The sequence below is a fragment of the Alkalihalobacterium elongatum genome (assembly GCF_019024285.1).
Lineage (GTDB): Bacteria > Bacillota > Bacilli > Bacillales > Bacillaceae_F > Alkalihalobacterium > Alkalihalobacterium elongatum.
The window spans coordinates 18311-43367 of the sequence record NZ_WMKZ01000004.1 but is presented as its reverse complement, the minus strand read 5'-3'; the positions used below and the strand labels follow the sequence as shown (position 1 = coordinate 43367).

At 38.4% G+C, this 25057-nt stretch carries 25 protein-coding genes and 1 other annotated feature; of the genes, 23 read left to right on the top strand and 2 right to left on the bottom strand.

The features are described 5' to 3' along the window. The 17 genes from GKP30_RS07485 (at position 1) to GKP30_RS07405 (ending at position 19736) form a co-directional block, all read left to right on the top strand. Positions 1-1041: a type IV pilus twitching motility protein PilT gene (locus GKP30_RS07485; RefSeq protein ID WP_216828807.1), complete on the top strand. Its 1041-nt coding sequence runs from the start codon at positions 1-3 to the stop codon at positions 1039-1041. Positions 1042-1067: 26 nt separating this feature from the next. Next, positions 1068-2294, top strand: coding sequence for a type II secretion system F family protein (locus GKP30_RS07480; RefSeq protein WP_216828806.1), 1227 nt, complete (start codon positions 1068-1070; stop codon positions 2292-2294). A 234-nt stretch (positions 2295-2528) separates the two neighbouring features. Further along, positions 2529-3725, top strand: coding sequence for a hypothetical protein (locus GKP30_RS07475; protein ID WP_216828805.1), 1197 nt, complete (start codon positions 2529-2531; stop codon positions 3723-3725). Positions 3726-4087: 362 nt separating this feature from the next. Then, positions 4088-4660 (top strand): Maf family protein, encoded by a 573-nt coding sequence (locus tag GKP30_RS07470; RefSeq protein WP_216828804.1) that lies wholly within the window; start codon positions 4088-4090, stop codon positions 4658-4660. Between the two features lie 71 nt (positions 4661-4731). Continuing rightward, the gene (gene radC / locus GKP30_RS07465) at positions 4732-5424 is read left to right on the top strand and encodes a RadC family protein (protein WP_216828803.1); all 693 of its coding nucleotides are present in this window, start codon (positions 4732-4734) and stop codon (positions 5422-5424) included. Positions 5425-5565: 141 nt separating this feature from the next. Next, complete coding sequence (locus GKP30_RS07460) at positions 5566-6606, top strand: rod shape-determining protein (RefSeq protein WP_216828802.1); 1041 nt, start codon at positions 5566-5568, stop codon at positions 6604-6606. Between the two features lie 19 nt (positions 6607-6625). Next, entirely contained in the window at positions 6626-7495 is an 870-nt protein-coding gene (mreC, locus tag GKP30_RS07455; protein WP_216828801.1) for a rod shape-determining protein MreC, read from the top strand. Further along, the gene (gene mreD, locus GKP30_RS07450; protein WP_216828800.1) at positions 7492-8016 is read left to right on the top strand and encodes a rod shape-determining protein MreD; all 525 of its coding nucleotides are present in this window, start codon (positions 7492-7494) and stop codon (positions 8014-8016) included. Before mreC ends, mreD begins: the two co-directional genes overlap by 4 nt. Positions 8017-8119: 103 nt before the next feature. Further along, complete coding sequence (gene minC / locus GKP30_RS07445; protein WP_216828799.1) at positions 8120-8809, top strand: septum site-determining protein MinC; 690 nt, start codon at positions 8120-8122, stop codon at positions 8807-8809. A 49-nt stretch (positions 8810-8858) separates the two neighbouring features. Further along, the gene (gene minD, locus GKP30_RS07440) at positions 8859-9653 is read left to right on the top strand and encodes a septum site-determining protein MinD (protein WP_216828798.1); all 795 of its coding nucleotides are present in this window, start codon (positions 8859-8861) and stop codon (positions 9651-9653) included. 757 nt (positions 9654-10410) lie between these two features. After that, positions 10411-11919 (top strand): NarK family nitrate/nitrite MFS transporter, encoded by a 1509-nt coding sequence (locus GKP30_RS07435; protein ID WP_216828797.1) that lies wholly within the window; start codon positions 10411-10413, stop codon positions 11917-11919. Between the two features lie 75 nt (positions 11920-11994). Beyond that, positions 11995-14424 (top strand): nitrite reductase large subunit NirB, encoded by a 2430-nt coding sequence (nirB, locus tag GKP30_RS07430; RefSeq protein ID WP_216828796.1) that lies wholly within the window; start codon positions 11995-11997, stop codon positions 14422-14424. Between the two features lie 15 nt (positions 14425-14439). Next, on the top strand, positions 14440-14766 hold the full coding sequence (gene nirD, locus GKP30_RS07425) for a nitrite reductase small subunit NirD (RefSeq protein WP_216828795.1): 327 nt from the start codon (positions 14440-14442) through the stop codon (positions 14764-14766). Between the two features lie 65 nt (positions 14767-14831). Further along, positions 14832-17003, top strand: a complete 2172-nt coding sequence (gene nasC / locus GKP30_RS07420) for an assimilatory nitrate reductase catalytic subunit NasC (protein ID WP_216828794.1) — start codon at positions 14832-14834, stop codon at positions 17001-17003. 22 nt (positions 17004-17025) lie between these two features. Then, a complete protein-coding gene (gene cobA / locus GKP30_RS07415) occupies positions 17026-17823 on the top strand; it encodes a uroporphyrinogen-III C-methyltransferase (RefSeq protein ID WP_216828793.1) in 798 nt (265 codons plus the stop codon). 283 nt (positions 17824-18106) lie between these two features. Further along, a complete protein-coding gene (locus GKP30_RS07410) occupies positions 18107-18901 on the top strand; it encodes a M23 family metallopeptidase (protein WP_216828792.1) in 795 nt (264 codons plus the stop codon). 52 nt (positions 18902-18953) lie between these two features. Next, positions 18954-19736, top strand: a complete 783-nt coding sequence (locus tag GKP30_RS07405) for a M50 family metallopeptidase (protein ID WP_236034957.1) — start codon at positions 18954-18956, stop codon at positions 19734-19736. 147 nt (positions 19737-19883) lie between these two features. On the opposite strand, the gene GKP30_RS07400 is transcribed toward GKP30_RS07405, so the two are convergent. Then, a complete protein-coding gene (locus GKP30_RS07400; protein WP_216828790.1) occupies positions 19884-20270 on the bottom strand; it encodes a response regulator in 387 nt (128 codons plus the stop codon). Between the two features lie 429 nt (positions 20271-20699). Between GKP30_RS07400 and GKP30_RS07395 the strand changes: the two genes are divergently transcribed. From GKP30_RS07395 to GKP30_RS07370, 6 genes are all read left to right on the top strand, one after another. After that, a complete protein-coding gene (locus tag GKP30_RS07395; protein ID WP_236034956.1) occupies positions 20700-22190 on the top strand; it encodes an Rne/Rng family ribonuclease in 1491 nt (496 codons plus the stop codon). A gap of 55 nt (positions 22191-22245) precedes the next feature. Beyond that, positions 22246-22323: a sequence feature (ribosomal protein L21 leader region), on the top strand. A 14-nt stretch (positions 22324-22337) separates the two neighbouring features. Then, a complete protein-coding gene (gene rplU, locus GKP30_RS07390; protein WP_216828788.1) occupies positions 22338-22643 on the top strand; it encodes a 50S ribosomal protein L21 in 306 nt (101 codons plus the stop codon). Positions 22644-22654: 11 nt separating this feature from the next. Further along, the gene (locus GKP30_RS07385) at positions 22655-22984 is read left to right on the top strand and encodes a ribosomal-processing cysteine protease Prp (protein ID WP_216828787.1); all 330 of its coding nucleotides are present in this window, start codon (positions 22655-22657) and stop codon (positions 22982-22984) included. Between the two features lie 14 nt (positions 22985-22998). Then, positions 22999-23283 (top strand): 50S ribosomal protein L27, encoded by a 285-nt coding sequence (rpmA, locus tag GKP30_RS07380; protein WP_026671451.1) that lies wholly within the window; start codon positions 22999-23001, stop codon positions 23281-23283. A gap of 212 nt (positions 23284-23495) precedes the next feature. Continuing rightward, positions 23496-23648 carry a HepT-like ribonuclease domain-containing protein gene (locus GKP30_RS07375; protein ID WP_216828786.1) on the top strand — a complete coding sequence of 51 codons (153 nt, stop codon included), beginning with the start codon at positions 23496-23498 and terminating at the stop codon, positions 23646-23648. Continuing rightward, positions 23645-24379 (top strand): MBL fold metallo-hydrolase, encoded by a 735-nt coding sequence (locus GKP30_RS07370; RefSeq protein ID WP_216828785.1) that lies wholly within the window; start codon positions 23645-23647, stop codon positions 24377-24379. The genes GKP30_RS07375 and GKP30_RS07370 overlap by 4 nt, the downstream gene beginning before the upstream one ends. A gap of 59 nt (positions 24380-24438) precedes the next feature. On the opposite strand, the gene GKP30_RS07365 is transcribed toward GKP30_RS07370, so the two are convergent. Continuing rightward, on the bottom strand, positions 24439-24579 hold the full coding sequence (locus tag GKP30_RS07365; RefSeq protein WP_216828784.1) for a hypothetical protein: 141 nt from the start codon (positions 24577-24579) through the stop codon (positions 24439-24441). Positions 24580-25057: the final 478 nt, after the last annotated feature.

The following is a 25057-nucleotide window of genomic DNA, read 5'->3' as shown; positions in this document are numbered from 1 at the left end:
TTGGAAATTAATAAACTATTATATTTTGCTTTTCAAAACGGTGCATCAGACCTACACATTACAGTTGATACGACACCGATTGTCCGCATTAACGGGAAATTAAAAAAGGTCGGTTCACAATATTTAACAAAAGAAATGACACTAGACTTAGCCAAACAAATTACTACACCAAGTCAATTTGAAAAGTTTGAACAAACGAGTGAACTAGATTTTTCCTATGCACTCCAGGATGCCTGCCGCTTTCGTGTGAATTTATTTAAACAAATGGGAGCAATAGGGATCGTTTGTCGTGTAATTAACAGCAAAGTCCCAACCATTAGTGACCTGAAACTTCCAGAAGTCGTCAAGTATTTTGCTAGACAAACACAAGGGTTATTACTTGTGACAGGACCTACAGGGAGCGGTAAATCAACAACGTTAGCAGCTATCATTGATTATATTAATGAAAATATGAGTAAGCACATTTTAACTTTAGAAGATCCGATCGAGTACTTACATCATCACAGGAAAAGCATAGTCAACCAACGTGAAATTGGACAAGATAGCCAGTCCTTTTCGATCGGACTACGGGCTGCCCTAAGGCAAGACCCAGATGTCATTTTAGTCGGTGAGATGCGTGATTTAGATACGATTCGAACTGCTATTACTGCTGCAGAGACAGGGCACCTCGTTCTCGGTACCCTTCATACGACAACAGCTTCACAAACCGTTCACCGTATTATTGACGTGTTTCCAGGAGAGCAACATCAGCAAATTCGCATGCAACTAGCGAGTACGTTATTAGGTGTCATTTCTCAACGTCTTATGCCAACTGCAGATGAAACAGGACGAACCGCAGCACTAGAGATACTCGTAAGTAATCCTGCTGTTGCGAACTTAATACGTTCAGATAAGATCCATCAAATCTTAACGGTATTAGAAACGAGTAGAAGCAGTGGGATGCAGACGATCAATATGGCAGTTTCCGATCTTGTAAATAAAGGGATCGTCACTCGTGCTGTCGCTGATGAATTTGTTCCAGGTTGGGATCAACACGAGTAGAAATCTTGTATGAAAGGGAGAATAGTATGCTCTTTCTCTATAAAGCAATCGATTCACAAACGGGAAAAGAAGTAAAAGGGAAATTATATGCACCAACTCAAGAGGTGGCCGTAAAGGAACTTAAGGGCCAAGGTCTTTATATTGCTGAACTTTCAGAACGTAAGGATACGGTTTGGAACAGGGACTTAAATGAGTTAAACATCGTTATCGGTAAACCAGTGAAAAATCGTGATTTCGTTGTTTTCTGTCGTCAGTTGGCCACTTTACTTAAAGCTGGGACTCCAATTACAGAGTCGATTCGAATTTTATCAGAGCAGGTGTCTTCTAAGATTTTCCGCAAAGCACTTGATGATGTATATAATGATATTCGTTCTGGTACTTCGTTTTCAGAGGCCTGTGCCGATTTTCCAAAGATTTTTGATAAAATCTTCGTTAATATGGTCCGTGCAGGTGAAACGAGTGGAGATTTAGAAAATGTTATGGATCGCTTAGCAACATTTTATGAAAAAGAACACCGCGTAAAAGAAAAAGTGAAGTCAGCGATGATGTATCCAATTGTTGTTTCTATTATTGCGGTCGCTGTTGTTATCATTTTGCTAACAAATGTATTACCTAGTCTCTTAAATAATTTAACGAGTATGGGGGGAGAAATTCCTGTCCCAACTCAAATCGTCATGAGCATTTCCGATTTCCTTATTTATAAATGGTACTTAGTTCTATTATTTGTCGCTTTGTTTATTCTACTTTCTATTGCGATCTATCGTAATCCGAAAGGACATTTTATGATAGATTACGTTAAATTAAAATTACCTGTCTTTGGTCTTTTATTTCAAAAGACGATCATTGCTAGGGTAACGCGCACAATGGCTTCTTTATTCGCGAGCTCCGTTCCCGTCTTACAAACTTTAACAATGAGTTCAGAAATAGCTAATAATGATGTTATCGCCAAAGTTCTGAATGAGTCAAAAGAGTCATTAAGAGCTGGAGAAAGCTTATCCGAACCGTTAGCAAAAAGCTGGGTATTTCCAAAGATCGTTAGTCATATGATTAAGGTAGGAGAAGAAACAGGACAATTAGATACAATGCTAGAAAAAGTAGCCGATTTTTATGAAGAAGATGTAGAACAAATGGCTTCACGTATGAGTGCTATCATTGAACCTTTAATGATTGTAATTTTAGGGGTTGTAGTCGGTACAATCGTCCTTGCTGCCATGTTACCTATGTTTTCGATTTATGGCAATTTTAGTGGTTAACCCAAGAAGAACAAGACTTCAATTTGAGTTTTGTTCTTTTTTTGTGGCTTTTTCCTATATTAAAAGGAACATCACTCTTTTAAAGAGAAGCCTTTATTTAGAGACGATTTGCTTGCTATGAAGAGAGCCGATTTTAAATAAACGATTTTCTCTATTAAATTTATTCTTTTTGTTCTATCTACTAATTGAAATTAATAGAATAGAATTAAGAAAATAAAAACAGGAGAGGAGCGAGTGATGGTGGAGCAAGAAAAGCAAAGTATTTCGGTCAAGTTGAACGGTAAAGAACATTCGTTTCATCAAATAGAGAAGTCAAGTGAAAATAAAGCAGTACCAGAAGTTGAGGTACCTTCCAAACCGCAAAGCCACATAGCGCCGTTAGAACAGACAATTCCGCCAACCCCGAAAAAAGAATGGGGAGCTAATAATGATGAAGAAAAAAAACAAGACATTGCTGTAGAAGCTTCTGAAAAGATTGATGAAACACAAAGTTATTTTACCAATAACATTATCGATTTTAATCAGATGAGAGAAGAAAAAGAAACAAAGGAACAACCATTTTGGGATGATGGTAATCGAAAGTGGATCCCGAAGCTGCCACCAAGCAAACGAAAAAAGAAGACAGCAGAACGAATTAAAAATACATTAGCTGATCTTCCCATTTCACTTATCGTTGCAGGTATTTCAGCCATTATCGTTGGTGTCGGGTTCGGATTTATGGTGTTGACCGCATTTACTGGGGACAACGATGGAACGACAGCGTCACTCATGCCGCCAACAGGGGAAGTAGAAGCAATAGCAGCAAATGGACAGGCTGCAGGGGTTGAGGTAACCCTGCCCGATTTATCGGTTGAGATCGTCCAAGGCGGTGCGTTCTCAACAAGTGAAAAGGGAAATGAAATCGTATCTGCCATTAAAGATAGAGGACAAGCTGCCGTATTAAAAACGGACGGTGACCCTATGTATATGTTCATCGGTCTCGGTCTTCAAAAAGAAGAAGCAGGTCGCTTAACACAAATTTACCAACAGCATGGTCAGGACACTTACGTTAAACCATTTGCTGTTAACGGTTCGTTACAATCGATCGATAATGAAGCGGTAGCAGAGTTTTTTACGCAAGGTGGAAGCATGTTTAACGATTTAGTGCGATTTTCTGTCGCTGGCCTTTCTGGACAAAGTGTCGCCATGGAAAATATCGATCAATTTTTAGGTCAATATCAAAAGTGGAATGATCAAGGTGCAACTGTCATTGCTCAATTACCGGAAAGCGCACAACCCCACGCGCAGCAATTTATTACAAGTATGTCGGGTGCCGCAGCGGAAATTGCAGGATATAAAGGCGAACAAACAGATGGTAAGCTATGGGGTATTCAACAACATCTACTAGAGGCATTACTAGCCTATGATGCTCTAATTCATACATTGAACTAAGGAAAAAGAACTCATCTTCATTAGATGAGTTTTTTTTGTTGTGAACGTTATGTAATCCTGGGAGAGATAGCTTCATTTAGGAGCAAATGTTTAGATAGTGTTAATTTTTCGGTATAAGCCTATAAAATGAATAGTATGATTTGGTATAGTTTAACTAATCCTTGTACAATAAACCTATTGATGTTGTTCAAAAAGGAGGAAAAAAAGGACCGAGAAGTTCGAGGCGGTATAGTTTCGAGTAACGGAGTGTATGATCTAAATACATGAGTAACGGAGAAGCAAACCAACATAGAAATTCGACAGTAATTTTTCCCAGACTTTTTGAACTCCTATTAGATATTATTGTAAAGGATGTGCCCTTCATGAAACCATTCATTTTAGCCTCAGGTTCACCGCGACGCAAAGAATTATTAGAACAAGCGCAAATTTCTTTCACGATACAAACTAGTGATGTTGATGAAACAATCGATCCCGCATTATCCCCAGACGAATTAGTTCAGTCCCTAGCATTGCAAAAAGCAGAAGCTGTATTCGAGCAAAACCAGCATGCGGTCGTATTAGGTGCTGATACGATTGTCGTACTGGATGGTCAGGTATTAGGTAAACCCAACGACCGTGAGCATGCAAAAGAAATGTTATCTGCGTTATCAGGAAAGAAACATTCCGTGTTAACAGGTGTTGCAATCTTGGACAATGAGCAACAGAAGATATTTTCTGTTGAAACTCACGTGCAATTTTGGCAATTAACGAATGAAGAAATAGAGCGATACTTGGATACGAACGAACCATTCGACAAAGCTGGATCCTACGGTATACAAGGGTTTGGAGCAACATTAGTCGAAGCGATTTCAGGTGATTATTTCTCAGTTGTTGGATTACCGTTAGCCTCGACTGTTCGAGAGCTTAGCAACTTCGGAATTACCCCCAATTTTTAAATGAAAAATCCCTATGATTATTGGATGAAATGAAGAAAAATGGCAAACGCTAGAAAGGTGAGGATGATATTTTGACCAAGCAGTCCTTTCTAATTCGTGATGTTCCAAGTCATGAGCGCCCTCGTGAAAGACTTCTCGCCGAAGGAGCAAGGTTTTTGTCGAATCAAGAGCTGCTTGCGATTATTTTACGAACTGGTTCGAAGGAAGAATCCGTTTTACAGTTGGCCCAGCGTGTCTTACAAAAATTTGATGGGTTAACGATGTTAAGAGAAGCGACTGTGGAAGAATTACAAGAAATCAAAGGAATTGGTGAGGCGAAAGCTGTTGAAGTTTGTGCGGTATTAGAGTTAGGAAGGCGAATTACAAGCTTAAAACTTGATGACAGGTACGTTATACGGTCACCAGAAGATGTGTCTCGGTACGTAATGGAGGACATGCGGTCTCTAACGCAGGAGCATTTCGTATGTCTTTATTTGAATACGAAAAATCATGTTCTTCATCGTGAAACGATCTTTATCGGAAGTTTGAATGCGAGTATTGTCCATCCAAGGGAGGTGTTCAAAGAAGCCCTTCGCCGTTCAGCAGCATCATTTATATGTCTCCATAATCACCCTTCTGGTGATCCAACCCCAAGTAGAGAAGACATTGAAGTAACCAAACGATTAAGCGAATGCGGAAAAATAATTGGGATCGAACTATTGGACCATGTCATAATTGGGGATCGAACGTATATAAGTTTAAAGGAGAAAGGATATTTGACATAAAATATTAAGAAATCCAATATTTCACTAATTGTAATAAACGTGTAAAATTATCGCATAAGGAACTTTGAGACTATTCTTTTGCAGCGATATTCAGTATAATAAACTTTATGAGTTTTGGGTTTCATGAAGGGAGATACATAGATGTTTGGTGGTTTTTCAAAAGATTTAGGAATTGATTTAGGTACGGCTAATACTCTTGTTTATGTTAAGGGTAAAGGCGTTATTGTTCGTGAGCCTTCAGTAGTAGCACTGCGAACGGATACAGGTTCAATTGAGGCGGTAGGTAACGATGCGAAAAATATGATCGGTCGTACTCCAGGAAATATCGTTGCTGTCCGTCCAATGAAAGATGGTGTTATCGCTGATTTTGATACAACGGCAACGATGTTAAAGCATTTTATTCGACAAGCTCTTCGACAGCGTTCGATTTTTACTAGAAAACCGAATGTTATGGTATGTGTTCCATCAGGAATTACTGCTGTTGAAAAACGAGCAGTTGAAGATGCAACGAAACAAGCTGGTGCTCGTGAAGCGTATACAATTGAAGAACCATTTGCAGCAGCAATCGGTGCTGACTTACCAGTATGGGAGCCAACAGGTAGTATGGTTGTTGATATCGGTGGAGGAACGACAGAAGTTGCGATCATCTCATTAGGTGGTATTGTAACAAGTCAGTCGATCCGTGTCGCTGGTGATGAAATGGACGATGCAATTATTCAATATATTAAAAAGACTTATAATCTAATGATCGGTGAGCGTACAGCCGAGGCATTAAAGCTTGAAGTTGGTTCAGCAGGTTCTCCTGAAGGTGTTGAAGATATGGACATTCGTGGTCGTGACCTCGTAACAGGTCTTCCGAAAACGATCACAGTATCAGCAGTAGAAATCTCTGATGCGCTAAAAGATACTGTTGATGCAATTGTTGATGCAGTGAAAAATACGTTAGAGAAGTCACCACCTGAATTAGCTGCAGATATTATGGATCGTGGAATCGTATTAACAGGTGGAGGAGCACTTCTCCGTAATTTAGATCGAGTACTTAGTGATGAAACGAATATGCCAGTAATCGTTGCAGAAGATCCACTTGATTGTGTGGCGCTTGGTACTGGCCGAGCATTGGAAAATATTCATTTATTCCGCTCAAGAGCGGGGATCACGGTTCGTTCCGGTCGCAAATCGTAATTGTAAGTAGGTGTAGACAATGACATTTTTCTCAAATAAACGGCTCATTGTCTTAATGGTGAGCATTATAATACTTGTTGCGTTAATTGGATATTCCATGAGTGACCGTGACCGAGTAACTTGGCCAGAGCAATTTATGAAGGACACTGTTGGATGGGTTCAAACCCTCGTTTCCAAACCCGCTCATTTTGCAGCGGGTTTCTTTGAGAATCTAAATGAATTACGAGGGATCTATGAAGAAAATCAAGTATTAAAAGCAAGATTAGAAGAATACGCTCAAGTGTCTGTTGAGCGAAATATGTTAAAAGCAGAAAATGATACATTAAAAGCAACTTTAGAAATTGAAGAAACGTTAAGTGATTTTCGAATGCGAACTGCAACGGTTATTCACCGAAATCCTGATCGCTGGAGTGAATACATCGGTATTAACCGTGGTTCCGAGCATGGCGTTCAAAGAAATATGGCGGTAATCACATCAGGTGGTTTAATAGGTAAAGTCCATCAGGTGGGACAATTCTCTTCTAAAGTACAATTGTTAACGGACAACGATCGCACAAACCGAGTATCTGCTATGGTGCAAGCCGATGAACCTGTGTATGGATTTATCGAAGGCTTTGATCAGGAGACAGGTCTGCTTCTTTTGAAAAAATTAGATATTGATGCAGATATTGAAATAGAACAAACTGTAACAACTTCAGGCCTTGGTGGAGTTTATCCGAGAGGCTTAATCATCGGAGAAATTGTTGAGATTGAACCAGATGAATACGGATTAACGAAAAATGCTTTTATTCAACCTGCAGCTGATTTTTATGGACTCGATTATGTTATGGTCATTGAACGTACCAGTACGACGTTAGAGGCTGACTTATCGGAGGGAGATGGATTGTGAACCGAATTCTTCTTCCTTTAGTCATGTTATTACTCTTTGTCATTGAGGGGTCTATTTTTCAAGTATTCGCGCCAGAACAATACAACAGCAATCTTCTTTATATCCCTAGGTTCATTGTTGTAGCAATGGTTATTATCGGAATTTTTTTAGGTAAGACTCACGCAATTATTTATGGTTTAATTTTTGGACTTCTTTATGATGTCGTTTATACGGAATTACTGGGCGTTTATATGTTTTGCCTCGGTCTCATCGGGTACCTACTTTCATTATCACATCCATATGTAAAAAGAAGTTATACTCTTGTTGTTTTGATTACTTTACTAGCCGTATTATTCGTTGAGTATTTTACATTTGGAATTAATTCTATGCTTAATATTACTAGTATGGTGCATGATGAGTTTTTACAGCAGCGTCTGCTCTCAACCTTGGCATTAAATTTTCTTTTCTCACTGATTATTTTGTATCCTTTGCGTAAGTATCTTCTTTACTTAAAACGGTTAGAAGAAATACAAAAACATTAAGTAAATTCATTTTTCTCATAGTAAAAAGAGGAGATTTTAGTCTTTTTGTAGAATTAGGAGTAATGGTGTAAATGGATTTAACCTACTTTGAGGTGAACTATAAATGTTACAAAAGAAACACCACGTTACAATAAAAGGAACGAAAGACGGATTAACTTTCTTATTAAATGATAATTGTAGCTTTGAAAGCATTGTGAAAGAGCTTAAAGAAAAGTTGTCATCCAAGCATTATGAGAAATCGGATGGCCCTGCAGTAAAAGTTCATATTGTTACGGGAAATCGTTACTTAACCGAAGATCAAGAAAATGAACTTCAAGAGCTCGTATGTAATGGTAAAAATTTAATAATCGAACAAATTGAGACGAACGTTATTACTAAGGAAGAAGCTGAACGTATTGCAGAGGAAAAACAAACGGTAATGGTCTCAAAAATTGTACGTTCTGGACAAGTTTTTAAAGTGATTGGAGACTTGTTATTAATTGGTGATGTAAACCCAGGCGGAGCAGTTGTTGCAACAGGTAATATTTTTGTTATGGGGGCATTACGAGGAATGGCTCAAGCTGGAAGTGATGGCGACGAAAGTGCAGTAATCGCTGCATCCGTCATGGCGCCTTCACAGTTAAAAATCAGTGAACATTTGCGACAAGAGCCTAATCGAAATGAACAAGTAGACCGTCAAATGGAATGTGCATACATAAACTCCAATGATAACACGATTGTTTTAGAACGAATTCAACAATTGCCTTGGTTACGTCCAAGTTTAAACAGGTCACCAGAAAAAGTGACCTCATAAACGGATAATCGATTGGAATTTGAGATAGAGGAAGAAAGGGGAAATATGTGTGGGAGAGGCTATCGTAATTACTTCTGGAAAAGGGGGCGTCGGGAAAACGACAACTACCGCTAACATCGGAACAGCCCTAGCCCTTTCAGGTAAAAGAGTGTGCTTAATAGATACAGATATCGGTCTTCGAAATCTTGACGTTGTTATGGGACTTGAAAACCGCATCATCTATGATCTGGTTGATGTCGCAGAAGAACGTTGTCGTTTACAGCAAGCTCTTATTAAAGACAAACGGTTTGAATGTTTATATTTATTGCCTGCAGCTCAGACGAAAGATAAATCGTCTGTAACTCCAGAGCAAATGAAAACGATTGTTGAGGAATTAAAGCGCGATTATGATTACGTTTTAATCGACTGTCCAGCGGGTATCGAACAAGGCTTTAAAAATGCTGTAGCTGGAGCCAACAGAGCGATCGTTGTGACAACTCCAGAGTTATCGGCTGTCCGTGATGCCGATCGAATTATTGGTTTGCTAGAAAAAGAGGACGTTGAACCACCATTACTCATTGTAAACCGAATTCGTAACCATATGATGAAAAGTGGAGAAATGCTTGACGTCGATGAAATTGTTAGTATTCTAGCAATCGAATTACTAGGTATCGTCGTTGACGATGAAAACGTCATTAAGCATTCAAATAAAGGAGAGCCTGTCGCTTATCATACAGGAAGCAAGGCGTCCACTGCGTACCGTAACATTGCTAGACGTATTCTCGGTGAAACCGTTCCTCTTATGGCTTTAGGAGAGGACAAAGGAGTCTTCACAAAAGTAAAAAGATTTTTCGGGATTAGATAAATGAATAAGTAGTTAATAGCGGAATGGGTGTGTTTAGTGCCCATTCCGCTTTTTATTTGGATTTATTATGGGTTAACGGTCCAGCTAGTTAGTGCCCGTTCGATCGTTTGATCAAAGGAAAAGGTAATCAAAGCGAGCGAATGGAGCCCGAGCGGAAGCTATATTGAAGATGAAGGTAATCAAAGCGAGCGAATGAAGCCCGAGCGAAAGCTAGATTGGATACGAAGGTAATCATAGCGAGTGAATGGAGCCCGAGCGAATGGAGCCCAAGCAAAACTGCGAAAGAAAGAGATGGTCATCTTACCTCATCATCTTAACCATAAATAAAGAATATTAGCGTAGAAGCGATCACCCCCTCACCCCATGCCCTTAACAATATTCCCTTCCCGATCTACGATAGTTTCTCGAAACAACAACAACTAATGCTGTACTCTCTAATAGGCCAAATTAGCCGTATTTTCAACTCATATGTAGTTTTTTCTATGATAGCGTTTACATCGTTTTAATAGGGAAAACCTTGTTAGATCTTCTTTCAATACAGAACACAGTCAAATATTTTTATGGCACAATCTAATTAATCAAAAAAGTCAGAAACTCCCTAAAGAGCAAAACTTAAACGACAATCCACGAATTGACTTCATCTTTTTTTAGTCATAAAGACTTATTAACCGATAAGTTTTTACGGCATTACAAACACATTTCTTTGCAATTAAGTTTAACAAACCAAACAAAAAGAAAAGTTGAGGGGGTACAGGAAGTGAAGGTTTCCGATCTTTTTAAGTTTAAGGATGAGAGGACAAAAATATTGCATTTCACGTGGTTTGCCTTTTTTATAGCCTTTTTCACATGGTTCAACATGGCGCCACTGGCAACGACGATGCTTGAAAGCTCAGATTGGTTGACGAGAGAGCACATTTCCGCTCTCGCCATTATAAATGTGGCATTGACAATACCAGCCCGAATTATAATTGGGATGTTACTTGACCGATTTGGTCCGCGTCTTGTTTACTCGAGCTTATTAATTGTAATGTCAATCCCGACGTTCATTTTTGCTTTTGGCGATACTTGGTCGCAGATGATGATCTCAAGACTTTTATTAAGTAGTATAGGCGCAAGCTTTGTAATTGGGATCCGAATGGTAGCCGAATGGTATCCTCCAAAAGATGTTGGTTTTGCAGAAGGAATATATGGAGGCTGGGGGAACTTTGGTTCAGCAGTTGGTGCCATGTTGTTACCTTGGATCGCTTTAACGATGTTTGGTGGTGACAATGGTTGGCGTTATGCGATTGCTTTAACAGGTGTTTTCTGTCTCGTCTATGGCGTCATTTACTACTTAAACGTAAGAGACACCCCTGAAGGTAAAGAGTACATTAAGGCAAAACGTACTGGGGCAATGGAAGTTAGTAGCTGGGGGGATTTAGTTCAGCTAATCATTTGGACCGTTCCACTTGGCGGTGCTCTAGCAGTTCTATCTTGGAGACTAGAGGGAATGGGCTTTATCTCAACCAATGTTTTATACGCCCTTTATACCGCTATTGCGCTTACTTTTGTTTACCAAGTATATAAAATTTTAAAAGTGAATGTGCCTATTTTAAAACAAGGTGTACCAAAGGATGATCAATATAAATTTAAGAATGTCGCCGCCTTAAACAGTACGTACTTTGCTAACTTTGGTGCAGAATTAGCGATTGTTTCAATGCTTCCGATGTTTTTTCAGTTAACCTTTTCACTAAGTGCGACATCCGCAGGTTTAATTGCTGCATCATTTGCTTTTATTAATCTAGTTGCGAGGCCACTTGGTGGTATGTTGTCTGACCGGATGGGAAGTCGTCGAAAAGTCATGCTTATATATATGGTTGGAATTACATTAGGACTAGTAGCTATGGGATTTATAGACTCTTCTTGGCCACTCGTTGTAGCCGTTGCTGTTACGGTGTTAACTTCTGTTTTTATTCAAGGAGCAGAAGGTGCTACATTTGCGGTTATTCCGATGATCAAAAAGCGTCTAACAGGCCAAGTTGCTGGGATGGCTGGTGCATATGGGAATGTAGGGTCGACGATTTATTTAACACTCTTCACCCTTGTTACACCACAGCAGTTTTTCTTCATACTAGCAACGGGTGCATTTCTAAGCTTTGTCATTTGTTTCTTCCTATTAGAAGAACCAGAAAACTCATTTACTGAAGAGTACCACTTATCATCTGTGGATATGGACGAACCAGTTGTAGAAGAAGAGGAGAAAGTATTAGCGAAGAAAGCTCTATAAAGCTAGCATTTGAAATTCACCAAATAACTATAACATTTTATAGCTCAAAATATACAGAGTTCTGGAGGGGTTAAGATGGAGAAGAAGAAACTTGTACTAGTTGGGAACGGAATGGCTGGAGTGCGCTGTATTGAGGAAATTTTAAAATTAAATGGGCGTGAGCAATTTGATATTACGATCTTTGGAAGTGAGCCACATGTCAATTATAACCGCATTATGCTTTCTGCAGTATTGGCTGGTGATACGACCATAAAAGATATAGAGATTAATACCTTAGAATGGTATGAAAAAAATGAAATTGAACTTTTTACAAGTGAAACTGTTACAAAATTAGATACGGAAAACCAAGTTCTGTATACGGATAAAGGTCGCGAAATGAAATACGATCAAGTTATTATCGCAACTGGATCCAATCCATTTATATTACCAGTGCCTGGTGCTCAACTTGAGGGTGTTATCGGATTTCGAGATATTAAAGATTGCGAGACAATGATTGACTCTGCAAAAAACTACAAGAAAGCCGTCGTTATTGGTGGAGGATTACTAGGTTTAGAAGCTGCACGTGGATTAATTAATCTAGGTATGGAAGTGGACGTGGTCCATTTAAATGAGTATTTAATGGAGCGTCAACTTGATCCAGATGCGGCGAGACTTCTCCACGCAGAGCTAGAAAGACAAGGCATGAATTTCCTCATGCCAAAGCTCACCGAAAGGATCGAAGGCACAGATCGTGTTGAAAAAGTTGTTTTTAAAGATGGATCGGAAACAAAAGCAGATCTTGTTGTCATGGCAGTGGGCATCCGCCCAAATAGTACTTTAGCCAACGAAAGCGGGATAGAGGTTAACCGCGGTGTTGTTGTAAATAATTACATGCAGACGAGTGCTCCGAATGTGTATGCCGTTGGCGAATGTGCTGAGCATCGTGAAGTAGTCTATGGATTAGTTGCTCCACTATATGAGCAAGGTAAAGTGCTTGCTCAACATATTGTCGGCGAAAATGCTGGAAAAGGTTATCAAGGATCTGTCTTATCAACAAAATTAAAAGTATCAGGTGTTAATGTCTTTTCAGCAGGCGAGTTTATGGATGATGGGGCTACCAGAAGCGTCAGGGTTTATGACGAATTTGAAGGTATTTATAAGAAAGTGATGATCCGTAATAACAAAGTTGTTGGAGCAGTACTATTTGGTGATACAAAGGAAGGTACGAAGCTCCTTAGTATGATTAATGAACAAGCTGATGTTTCAGACATGGCGCCAATCAATATTTTGCAAAGCGGTGGTGGAGAAGCCGAAAGCTTAACTGCAACACTTTCATATGGTGATCATGTGTGCGGATGTAATGGCGTTTCTAAAGGAGCGATCGTTTCAGCAATTCGTGAACAAAGTCTTTGTTCCGTTGAAGAAGTAAGTGGCTGTACAAGTGCAGGGCGCTCTTGTGGGACGTGTAAACCAATGATTTCTGAATTACTTGCAGATACATTAGGTGATGAGTTCGATGCTGCTGCAAAAACAGATTCACTTTGTGGGTGTACGGATTTAAGTCACGAGGAAGTTGTAGCTGAAATTCGTGAGAAAGGTTTGACACATACTCGAGAAGTGATGAATGTACTCGGTTGGAAGAATGAAGGTGGCTGTTCGAAATGTCGCCCAGCAATTAACTATTATTTAGGAATGGTACATCCAACAGGCTATGAGGATGAAAAAGAATCACGCTTTGTTAATGAAAGAATGCATGCAAATATACAAAAAGACGGGACGTACTCTGTCGTACCGCGAATGTATGGTGGGGTTACAAATCCAACTGAACTAAAGCGAATTGCTGAAGTCGCTGAAAAATACAATGTTCCACTCGTGAAGTTAACAGGTGGACAAAGAATAGATTTACTAGGTATTAAAAAAGAAGACCTACCGAATGTTTGGAAAGAAATTGGAATGCCATCAGGTCATGCTTACGGAAAAACACTTCGAACCGTAAAAACATGTGTGGGGGAAAGCTTCTGTCGATTTGGTACCCAAGATTCGATCGGTATGGGTATTGCACTAGAGAAAAAATTTGAAGGCTTAAACACACCGCATAAAGTAAAAATGGCAGTATCGGCTTGTCCGAGAAACTGTGCAGAATCAGGAATTAAAGATGTTGGTATTGTCGGCATTGAAGGAGCTTGGGAAATCTATGTCGGAGGAAATGGAGGTACCGAACTTCGTAAAGGTGATCTTCTTTGCAAAGTAAAGACAAGTGAGGAAGTACTTGAAATAACGGCAGCCTATTTACAGCTTTATCGAGAAAATGCGCGTTACCTAGAGCGAACGTCTCATTGGATTGATAGGGTAGGGCTTGATTATATCATTGAGCAGGTGATATCAAATGATCAAAACCGTAAAGAGCTAAGTGCAAGAATGGATGTTGTCTTATCAACTGTAAAAGATCCATGGAGTGAGATTTATGAAAGCGACGAACTTCAGAGTGAACTATTTAAAAATAAACATGTAGAGATTATTCAATAAAAGGGGGAACTGTCGATGAGTAAAGTTGGAGCAGGAAGCAAAGTCATGATTGGAAAGCTAACGGATATTCCTGAAAAGGTCGGTAAAGAGGTAATTATCGGAGTGAATAGTATTGCTGTATTCCGCTTACCGAATGGAACTGTTCGCGCTGTTGAGAACAAGTGCCCGCATAAAGGCGGGCCTCTCTCACAAGGCATTGTAGCTGGTGAACATGTTTTTTGTCCGTTACATGACTGGAAAGTTTGTTTAAGCGATGGGTTAGTTCAAAAACCAGATACAGGTTGTGTAAAAACCTATGAAACGGTTGTTGATCGTGGAAATGTTTTTCTAATCATTAACTAGAATACTAGAAATAGAACCCTATAATTACTTTCGTTAGCTTATTAGGGATCAAGAGGGTGTTGAGAATGAGTGATTTAATTCAATATTTCCGAGAAAAACAGATGAAGCAAAGCTCTGAACAAGTAATGAAAGGACGTTGTCCATATTGCAGTATGCAATGTTCAATGGAATTAATAGAAGAGCATATTATTGAAAGAAAACGTTTTAAGGTCAAACCGAATAAACAAGATCCTACTTCTGAAGGAAGGCTGTGCATTAAAGGTCTTCAAGCACATCAACATGCGATTAACACAGAACGAGTAAAATATCCGCTTTTAAAAATCGATGGAGAATGGGTAAGAATTTCTTGGGAATTAGCTCTAGAAATGATTGCAGAAAAATTCTCGAGTTTACAACAAGAATATGGTCATCATTCAATTGGAGTTTATGGTGGGGGATCTTTAACTAACGAGGAGGCCTACTTACTAGGGAAATTTGCTAGAGTAGGCTTACAAACGAAATATATCGATTATAATGGGCGTTTCTGTATGAGTGCTGCTGCATCTGCAGCTAACGCAACATTTGGAATAGACCGCGGAATGACCAATGGTTTGACAGAAATTCAGGATGCAAAGTGTATCATCTTAGCTGGAACAAACATTGCTGAATGCCAACCAACTATTATGCCTTATTTCCGTAAAGCTAAAAAGAATGGTGCTTTTATCATTGCAATCGACCCTCGTGAAACAGCTACAACGAAGATGACCGACTTGCACATTAAAGTAAAACCAGGAACGGATGCCAACCTAGCAATGGGGTTACTAAAAGTACTCGTAGATGAAAGGTACTGTGATGAAACTTTTATAGCTGAACGTACTAAAAATTTTGATGAAGTAAAACAACAAATAAGTAGTATTTCTCTCACTGAAATAGCTAATCATTGTGGTATTTCTAAGGAAGAAATCATGGAAGCAGCTCGTCAATATGGTAAAGCTGAAACAGGAATGATCTTTACTGCTAGAGGTGTTGAACAACATACAAATGGGTATGAAACGGTTCGGCATTTTTTAAATATCGTCTTAGCAACAGGGAAAATTGGGCGGCATGCATGCGGATATGGTGCAATTACTGGTCAGGGTAATGGTCAAGGTGGCAGAGAGCACGGTCAAAAAGCGGATCAACTCCCAGGCTATCGGTCAATTGAAAATGACGAAGACCGAAAGTATGTCGCTTCAGTATGGGAAGTTGATGAAGCGGACTTACCTCGAAAAGGTGTCTCTGCTTATGAGCTAATCGAAAAAATTGATGAAGAAGAAGTCAAAGCTTTATTTCTAATGGGATCAAATCCAGTAGTTTCAAGTCCAAATGCTATTTTTGTAGAAAAAGCATTGGAAAAACTTAATTTTCTAGTGGTTGTAGATATGTTTGTTTCCGAAACTGCTCGTATGGCTGATTTAATATTACCAACAACGTCTTACTTAGAAGATGAAGGGACGATGACAAATTTAGAGGGGCGGGTTGTTTATCGACATGCTGAACGTAAAGCACCTAAAGAGGTTAAGCATGATTGGGAAATCCTTTGTGAGCTAGCAAAAGTATTAGGAAAAGAAGAGAAATTTAATTATCAAAATGTAGAAGAGATTTTTAATGAACTACGTAAGGCTAGTAAAGGTGGAATAGCTGATTACTATGGCATAACATATGAACGAGTAAAAGATGGGGGCGTATTTTGGCCATGTCCAAAGGAAGGACATCCAGGGACTACCCGATTGTTTGAAAAGTCGTTTCATACAAAGGATGGTCTAGCAGAATTTAATGTTAACAAAAAATTAAAGGAGAAAGAGAAGATAACAGAGGAGTTCCCCCTAATATTAACGACTGGCCGATTGATGGAGCATTATTTAACAGGTGTTCAAACGAGAAGAAGCCAAGAGCTGTTCGAGCGTTCCAAACAACCTTATGTTGAAATTCATCCAGAGACTGCTAAAGATTATGGGATTGAAGACGATATGTTGGTACGGATTGAGTCAAAGAGGGGTTCTGTTCTCGTTAAAAGTAAATTTACTGATCGCATTCGAAGAGATACGTTGTTTGTCCCTTTCCATTGGGGAGACTTTCAATGTATTAATCGTGTAACGAACCCAGCCTTGGATCCAGTTTGCCGAATGCCAGAGTTTAAGGTGAGCTACGTAAACATCAATCCGAATCAGCTAATTAAAGCAAAGATAGAAGCAGATAAACAATCAGTTGTTATTTAGACGGTATGGAGGGGGATGCTTAATGAATAGAAAAGGAAAGGTATACTTGGTAGGGGCTGGTCCTGGAGATCCTAAGCTGCTTACAATTAAAGGTTTGGAAGCGATTCAAAGCGCAGATGTAATTGTCTACGACCGGCTAGTTAATCCTGATATGATCAAATATGCCAAAAAGGAAGTAGAATTAATTTTTTGTGGTAAAATGGCAAACCAACATACTATCCCGCAACATCATATTAATGAAATTTTAGTATTACAAGCTAAACGAGGAAAGCATGTTGTACGGCTTAAAGGCGGTGACCCATGCATGTTTGGTCGAGGTGGAGAAGAAGCGGAATACTGTGCGGACCATCAAATAGAATTTGAATTCATCCCAGGAATTACGTCTGGTATTTCTGTGCCTATGTATGCTGGAATTCCAGTAACCCATCGAGACTACAGCTCTTCGGTTACGTTTATTACAGGTCACAGACGATCTGAAACAAAGAGCCTAGATATTAACTGGAAACACCTTGCGAATAATGTTGATACACTCGTTTTTTATATGGGACTTTCTAATCTATCAGCGATTTGTGAAAACCTTATAAAGTACGGGCGAACACCAAATACCGCGATCGCATTAATAGAACAAGGAACAACGAACCAACAAAGAACACTTAGTGGTGAACTTGAAACGATCGTAGAAAAAGCAGCGTATGCTAACATCCAATCTCCAGCTATTATTGTTGTGGGAGAAGTAGTGAACTTAAGGGAAAAGCTCGCTTGGTATGAAGAGCGCCAGTTGGAAGAGATGTATGATTATGAGGAAAGCCACATTGGTTAAAACATACGATAATGCCTGTGGACACACAATTTGTGTGTCTTTTTATTTTCTTTTCCAAGTTCTGTGCCTACTACAAATATTAACCAACTGTTATTTAACTTGTGATTTCTAATTTCTACAGGAAAACGGCACTATTTACGCGCCTACAACGGTAACTTTTGATTTTAGTAATCTCTCATTATCCCTCTGATTTATGTCATATAAAGAACGGACAAGTCATAAGATAGAGTAAAAAAGTGGGACGAGACTAGAAGAATCTGTCGGGAAAAGGATGGGGTATGTAATGTCTAAACGAATCGATAAAATTAGAAGGCAAATTGAGTCTAGAAGAAGAGAGGCCCAAGGGAAAGGAGCCCGAAAAGAACGAGAACGATCAGCTCCACTTTTATATGATCGACATTCAGAATCGCGGGATGAACCAGATTTTTATGTCTTTCAAGAAAAAAAGAAAATCGGCACCGAGGAAAAGTGGAAACAAAAAGATTGGTTTTTAATGCGTTCAATGATAGCTGTTGTTTTGTTTTTACTTGTTGCCATTATGTTTAATAGTGGAATGCCACAACTTGAAAATGCAAGACAGGTTGTCAAACAGTCGTATGAGCAAGAGTTTCAATTTGCCGCTATAGCTAACTGGTATGAAGAACAATTTGGTCGTCCATTAGCGCTCTTACCAATGTCTATGGATGTAGCACTTGAGGATACAGAAGAAGCACCTCCCGTAGCTTATGCAGTTCCTGCTACAGGCCAGATCCGCGAAGACTTTCAGCAAAACGGAACAGGAATTCTCGTAGAAACAGAGATTGATGCTAACGTTGAAGCCGTTAAATCAGGACTTGTTATTTTTGTAGGGGAAGAAGAGAGGCTTGGACGTACGGTCGCTATTCAGCATTATGACGGAGGCCAATCATGGTACGGAATGCTAGAAACTGTTGATGTTAAATTATACGATCATATAGAAGCTGGTAAATCTGTTGGTAAGGTTTCAGCTAGTGAGGAAGCAGGCAAAGGAATTTATTACTTGTCAATTAAAGAAGGCGAAGACTATATTGATCCAAATGATGTGATTAGTTTTGAATAATTCGCTTCTTTCAAAAATAAAAATAAATCCTCTATTTTGGTTCGTACTCGGTATGGGTATTATAACTGGCTACTTTCGAGAAGTTATCATGGTGTTTTTGATCGTTTTTATCCATGAAATGGGTCATGTATTTGCTGCAAAGTGGTTTAAATGGAGGATTTCTAAAGTTGAGTTGCTTCCATTCGGAGGAGTGGCGGAAATGAATGAGAGTTCAAATCGACCGTTTCATGAAGAGTTGATTGTCATTATTTCGGGCCCAGCACAGCACCTTTGGATGATTGGAGCATCTTTTCTTTTGGTTCAGACTCCTATATGGTCGACAGCAGATCATCAGCTGTTTGTATGGCATAATCTAATGATCCTAGGATTTAACCTATTGCCTATATGGCCATTAGATGGTGGACGTATTTTACATCTAGCATGTACGTATAAACTCCCGTATAAGCAAGGACAGAAATTGACATTATTACTTTCGATAACTGGCATTATCATTATTGGTTTAATTAGTTTGAAATTATTTCCTTTTCATTTAAATTTATGGGTTGTTTTAACATTTTTATGTATTGCAAATTATTTAGAGTGGAAGCAACGACACTATGTATTTATGCGTTTTTTACTAGAACGTTTTTATTTACAGGAACGTCATTTAAGGCATCATTCGATTAAAGTTCATCAGCATATGAAGGTCCGCCAAGTATTAGATCAATTTCGACGCGGGCATCAGCATATAATTACGATTGACCGAAATCATTGTATTACCGAGAAAATGTTATTAGATGCTTATTTTAACCAGAGGGCGATCGATCGCCAATTAAAAGAAGTTTTTATTTCATAGGTGCTACTATGCACATCGTAGAAATGAACAGTTCACGATGTACCATATTAATGGATAGCAACCTTAAAACAGCCATTTCCTAAATAAGTTGAGTTGAGTGCAAAAATAAAAGCAGACGAAGGTTAAATCGTCTGCTAAATTTTATGTTTAATTACAAGGATGGTATGTAAGAACAGGTTGTTTAAATGTCATGTTTAATTTTTCTCTTAAATCTGATATTGAAAAAGGTTTTTGTAAATAAGCAGTATAGGAATCATACTCACTAAGTTGGTGATTTAATACCCCCGTGCTAGTCACAATCGTACGAACAGGTTTGTTGAGCTTTTCCTGGACGGTCTGACAAAGCTTGATCGAGTCCATGTCAGCCAATTGGTCGCTAACAATAAGGAAGTTGAGATCGTCTGGTAGAGCTTGAAGGAAATCACGACCATTATCAAAGTAAATTACATGATAACCAAGCTTTTCTATATGATAGGTTATCAACATTGCATGAGCTGGCTCATCCTCAACCAAATAAATAAACGTCCTACCCATAACTCCTCCCACAATATGAAAAAAATGTATAATTATTAAATATATTTATATTAATATTAAACCTTTGTAAAAAATATAGCAATTTCTTTATAAAAAAATTTACAATTTAAACTAGAATAAAAACGAATTTTGTTGTTTTTTTATAGTCTCCCTTCTTAGGTGCTGCTTTTTACTATTGGACTGTTAACCAAGCAAAAGCTTCACGCTAAAGCGTGAAGCTTTTTGAAATAGTAAAATGTTTACGAAAACAGCTTTTTTATAAAATGGTGTTTCGTGAACTTTAAAATCGGCAGTTCTTTCTTTCACGTATAAAGATGACTATGTACGGAAGAAGAGAGCTAAAATAGTAGTAACATCTTTTCACTTTACTAAAGATATACAGTACAATAAGAGGATATAAACTAAAGTTGGTGATGGTAGTTGTATCGAATGTATTTTAATATGGCAACGAGAGAACGACGAGCTGCGATACTCGAAGATGAAAAAGTAGTTGAACTACTTATTGAACGCTCAGTAGAAAATCGCATTGTTGGTAATGTATATAAAGGGCGAGTAGTAAATGTGTTACCTGGGATGCAAGCTGCTTTTGTAGATATTGGGCGTGATAAAAATGCATTTTTATACCGGGATGATTTGCTTTCTTTTCAGAAGCTGCCATTGAGCGATGAAGTAAAAAAGAAAAAGAATATAAGTGAGCTTGTAAAAAAAGGAGAAGAGCTTCTCGTTCAAGTTACAAAAGAAGGTTTTGGAACGAAGGGGCCACGACTTTCAGGAGTTGTTTCGTTTCCAGGAAAATACATTGTTTATATGCCGAATGGTAATTACATTGGTGTTTCCAGAAAAATTCGCTCCGAAGCAGAAAGAACAAGATTACAGTTACTAGGAGAAGAGCTTACTATAAATGAGGAAGGTTTAATTATCCGAACGGTTTGTGAAGGGGCTAGCCGTGAAGAAATCGAAGAGGATATTCGAATTCTAAGAGGGTTTTGGGAGGAAACTTGGAAAGAAAAAAGAGAAGCAAAGCCTCCAGCCCTAATCCATCAAGATACAGGATTAATTGAAAGGATTTTTCGAGACTTCTCCTTAGATCATGTAGAAGAAATTTTCATTGATAATTTTTCTGATTATAAAAGGATTGTAGATCTTCTCGGTCCCCAACGAAAAGAAAAGTTGAACTTTTACCAAGGCAAGGAAAACATTTTTTCGGAATATGGTATTGATAAAGAGTTGGATAAAGCTTTGAGACGGCAGGTCTGGCTGAAAAATGGTGCCTATCTAATGATCGATCAAACCGAAGCATTAACTGTCATCGATGTTAACACTGGAAAGTTCATAGGAAAAAATGATTTACAAGATACGATTAAACGTACGAATATTGAAGCATCAAGAGAAATAGCAAGGCAGCTTAGACTTAGAGATATTTCGGGGATCATAATCATTGATTTTATTGATATGAAAGCTGAGCAGGATCGAATAGATGTACTAAATTATTTCAAGAATGCTCTAGAAAAGGACCGAACTAAAACAAATGTTCTTGGTTTAACTGGGCTAGGGCTCGTCGAGATGACGAGGAAAAAAATTAGGCAAAATTTGCAGGACAGCTTATCGAAAGTTTGCCCAACCTGTAAAGGAAAAGGATCAGTTCTATCAAATGAAGCGCAAGCTTTCCATGTTGAAAGGTTATTGTGGGAGTATCGTGGCATGGACCATGAGGCGCTTGTATTGGAGCTACCACCACATGTGTCTGAAGTTTTACGTGGAAAAAAGGACGAGCATCTTAAGCGCCTAGAAGAAGCTCTGCATTTTAAAATTTTTATTTTTGAAAATAGAGATATGATAGAACAGCAATATGGAATTCCCTTTATGGGTAGCCAGTTAGAGGCGCAGAAAAAGCTTGAACGTTTAATGAAAGAACATTGACTTTTATTTTTAATTTATGGTATCATATTTTTTGTTAGTTATTTGGATCGCACCCAAAAAGCTACAACCGCACAGAACAGGTTTTCTAAAGCTACGATGTAGCTACCTGCAAATGGCGAGTCTTAGAAATTGAGGAGGTGCAAGTACATGTACGCAATTATTGAAACAGGCGGAAAGCAAATCAAAGTACAAGAAGGTCAAGAGGTTTACATCGAGAAGTTAAACACTGAAGATGAGCAAGTGACTTTCGATAAAGTACTATTTGTTGGTGGTAACGACGTTAAAGTTGGAGCTCCATTTGTTGAAGGTGCTTCTGTAACGGCTAAAGTTGAAAAACACGGTCGTGCGAAGAAGATCACTGTTTACAAATACAAAGCTAAGAAAAACTACCGTCGTAAGCAAGGTCATCGTCAACCTTACACAAAAGTTGTTATTGAAAAAATCAACGCGTAATAGGTAAAACGATGATTACAGTTCAAATAGAACGTAATGAAAAGCGACACATACATTCTTTTACGATGAGTGGCCATGCAGAGGCTGGTCCTTATGGTCATGACATCGTCTGTGCAGGTGCTTCTGCTGTTTCATTTGGAGCGATCAATGCAATTGCAGAGCTATGTCAAGTGGAACCTCACATTGACTTAGAAGGTGACGGAGGCTTTCTCCGCTGTACGGTTCCAGATGGACTAGACGTACAAACTTATGAGAAAGTACAACTTCTTTTAGAAGGTATGATCGTAGCCTTACGCTCAATCGAAGCAGAATACAGCAAGCATATTTCAATCCAAAATTAGGGGAGGTGAATACAATGTTAAAAATGAACCTTCAATTTTTTGCAAGTAAAAAAGGGGTAGGTAGTACAAAGAACGGTCGTGACTCTATCTCTAAGCGTCTAGGTACTAAGCGTGCTGACGGTCAAACTGTAACAGGCGGTTCAATCCTAGTACGTCAACGTGGAACTCGTATTTACCCTGGTGTAAACGTAGGTAAAGGTGGAGACGACACGTTATTTGCGAAAGTAGACGGCGTGGTTAAATTCGAGCGCGTTGGTCGTGATCGCAAACAAGTAAGTGTATACCCAGCAGCTCAATAATGCTGCCAAAAACTCTTGAACTCATATGAGCTCAAGAGTTTTTTTATTTTATTAATAATGGTGCCAGGCACATAAAAGGTGCCTGGCACCATTATTAAAGAAGGAGATTTATGTATAGGAAGCGAATTACTTATACATGATGAAGGATAGGGTAGACGAGATGGTGATAAAATGAGGTCTATATCTGAAATTAAAAAATAGTTGTTCAAAAAATGAAAGCGATGGTTGGTTTCAGAGATATAGCTGTTCACGATTATCAAAAAGTGAATTTAGATATATTAGAAAGTATCTTAATGAGGTATCTAACTGATTTTCAGCAATATTCAAAAGTGGTTATCATGGAAAAGGAGAGTGACATGGAATGAAATTTACTGTAATTGGTTATTGGCATGGTTACCCTGAAGCAGGAGAAGCTTCAAGTGGGTATTTAATTGAAAAAGATGATTTTCGTTTACTCATTGATTGTGGCAGTGGAGTTGTAAGTCAACTACAAAACTACTGTCCAATTGAGGAAATAGATGCGTTAATTTTTTCTCATTATCATCATGATCACTTCTCTGATCTGGGTGTTCTTCAATATGCGCGTTTATTACATAACACGTGGAAAGCGGAAGAAAAGAAATTAGTTGCTTATGGTCATTTACTTGATAAAGAAAAATATAATTTAATTTCATACGAGCCGCATGTTACAGCAATACCTTATAATCCTGAAAAGGTATTAAATGTAGGTCCTTTTTCAATTTCATTTTTAAAAACAAAGCATCCTTCGCCTTGTTTTGCAATGAAAATAACAGACGGAAATACAACGATTGTTTATACAGCAGACACGAGTTATTTCCAAGAATTACATCAGTTTGCTTTAGATTGTGACTTACTTGTTGCAGAATGCACCTTTTATGAGCACCAAGATCCTACTGCGGCTGGCCATATGAACAGTCGAGATGTCGGTATCCTTGCGCAAAAAGCAAATACGAAACAGTTACTTTTAACACACTTACCACATTTTGGTGATCGAAACCAATTGGTACAACAAGTTGAATCATACTATCAAGGCCCATTAGAATTAGCAAGCACAGGTTGGATTTTTGAAAAATAAGGAATAGAGAAGGGTGGAGTCAGAAAATTGCTCCACCCTTTTACTATATTTTTAAGAAATTAATCTGTTGTTTCAGTTTCTTCGATAGGGATTTCCTCGTTTTGGTCATCCGTAAAATCTTCGTTTACTTCCCCGCACGCTGCTAAAACACTAACGGCTAAAGCACCAGACATTAAAGTAAGTAACCATTTTTTCTTCATTGTTTCTACCTCCATTGAGTTCATTTTCTAAAGAATATTACTCACGAGACAGGTGACATGGCTTTGCACATAAGCAATCGCTGATGTGTTAATGCCATCATACTAGAAAGAAATTGGAAATATAAGAGAGACAAGTTTATTTTTAGATAATTACAAATCCTTCATATACTTTTACATAATTTCTTCATCACATGTATTTTTCTGTTCACGAGAATTTTTTGATCTTGTTAATAAAATTACAGACCATTAAATAAAAAGGTGGGAAATGTAGAAAATTGGCGATATATCAACAGGCATTAACATATTCGTAGATATTAAGAAAACCAGATATTAAGAAAATATTAAGTGAAATAAGCATTTATTAATTGAAATATTAACAACTGTTTATATTAGTTTAACGTATTGTTAATGCCTACTCATGAATCCCTTAATATTTAAAATTTATACTTGTAATCGAAATGAAACAAAAGAAACACAA

Coding starts and splice junctions, on each gene's coding strand:
- minC (WP_216828799.1), top strand. CDS start 8,120: ATGTTACAAAAGAAACACCACGTTACAATAAAAGGAACGAAAGACGGA.
- GKP30_RS07460 (WP_216828802.1), top strand. CDS start 5,566: ATGTTTGGTGGTTTTTCAAAAGATTTAGGAATTGATTTAGGTACGGCT.
- nasC (WP_216828794.1), top strand. CDS start 14,832: ATGAGTGATTTAATTCAATATTTCCGAGAAAAACAGATGAAGCAAAGC.
- GKP30_RS07370 (WP_216828785.1), top strand. CDS start 23,645: ATGAAATTTACTGTAATTGGTTATTGGCATGGTTACCCTGAAGCAGGA.
- rpmA (WP_026671451.1), top strand. CDS start 22,999: ATGTTAAAAATGAACCTTCAATTTTTTGCAAGTAAAAAAGGGGTAGGT.
- GKP30_RS07405 (WP_236034957.1), top strand. CDS start 18,954: ATGGGTATTATAACTGGCTACTTTCGAGAAGTTATCATGGTGTTTTTG.
- GKP30_RS07385 (WP_216828787.1), top strand. CDS start 22,655: ATGATTACAGTTCAAATAGAACGTAATGAAAAGCGACACATACATTCT.
- GKP30_RS07410 (WP_216828792.1), top strand. CDS start 18,107: ATGTCTAAACGAATCGATAAAATTAGAAGGCAAATTGAGTCTAGAAGA.
- GKP30_RS07395 (WP_236034956.1), top strand. CDS start 20,700: ATGTATTTTAATATGGCAACGAGAGAACGACGAGCTGCGATACTCGAA.
- GKP30_RS07400 (WP_216828790.1), bottom strand. CDS start 20,270: ATGGGTAGGACGTTTATTTATTTGGTTGAGGATGAGCCAGCTCATGCA.
- nirB (WP_216828796.1), top strand. CDS start 11,995: ATGGAGAAGAAGAAACTTGTACTAGTTGGGAACGGAATGGCTGGAGTG.
- cobA (WP_216828793.1), top strand. CDS start 17,026: ATGAATAGAAAAGGAAAGGTATACTTGGTAGGGGCTGGTCCTGGAGAT.
- rplU (WP_216828788.1), top strand. CDS start 22,338: ATGTACGCAATTATTGAAACAGGCGGAAAGCAAATCAAAGTACAAGAA.
- nirD (WP_216828795.1), top strand. CDS start 14,440: ATGAGTAAAGTTGGAGCAGGAAGCAAAGTCATGATTGGAAAGCTAACG.
- GKP30_RS07470 (WP_216828804.1), top strand. CDS start 4,088: ATGAAACCATTCATTTTAGCCTCAGGTTCACCGCGACGCAAAGAATTA.
- mreC (WP_216828801.1), top strand. CDS start 6,626: ATGACATTTTTCTCAAATAAACGGCTCATTGTCTTAATGGTGAGCATT.
- GKP30_RS07375 (WP_216828786.1), top strand. CDS start 23,496: ATGAAAGCGATGGTTGGTTTCAGAGATATAGCTGTTCACGATTATCAA.
- GKP30_RS07480 (WP_216828806.1), top strand. CDS start 1,068: ATGCTCTTTCTCTATAAAGCAATCGATTCACAAACGGGAAAAGAAGTA.
- GKP30_RS07365 (WP_216828784.1), bottom strand. CDS start 24,579: ATGAAGAAAAAATGGTTACTTACTTTAATGTCTGGTGCTTTAGCCGTT.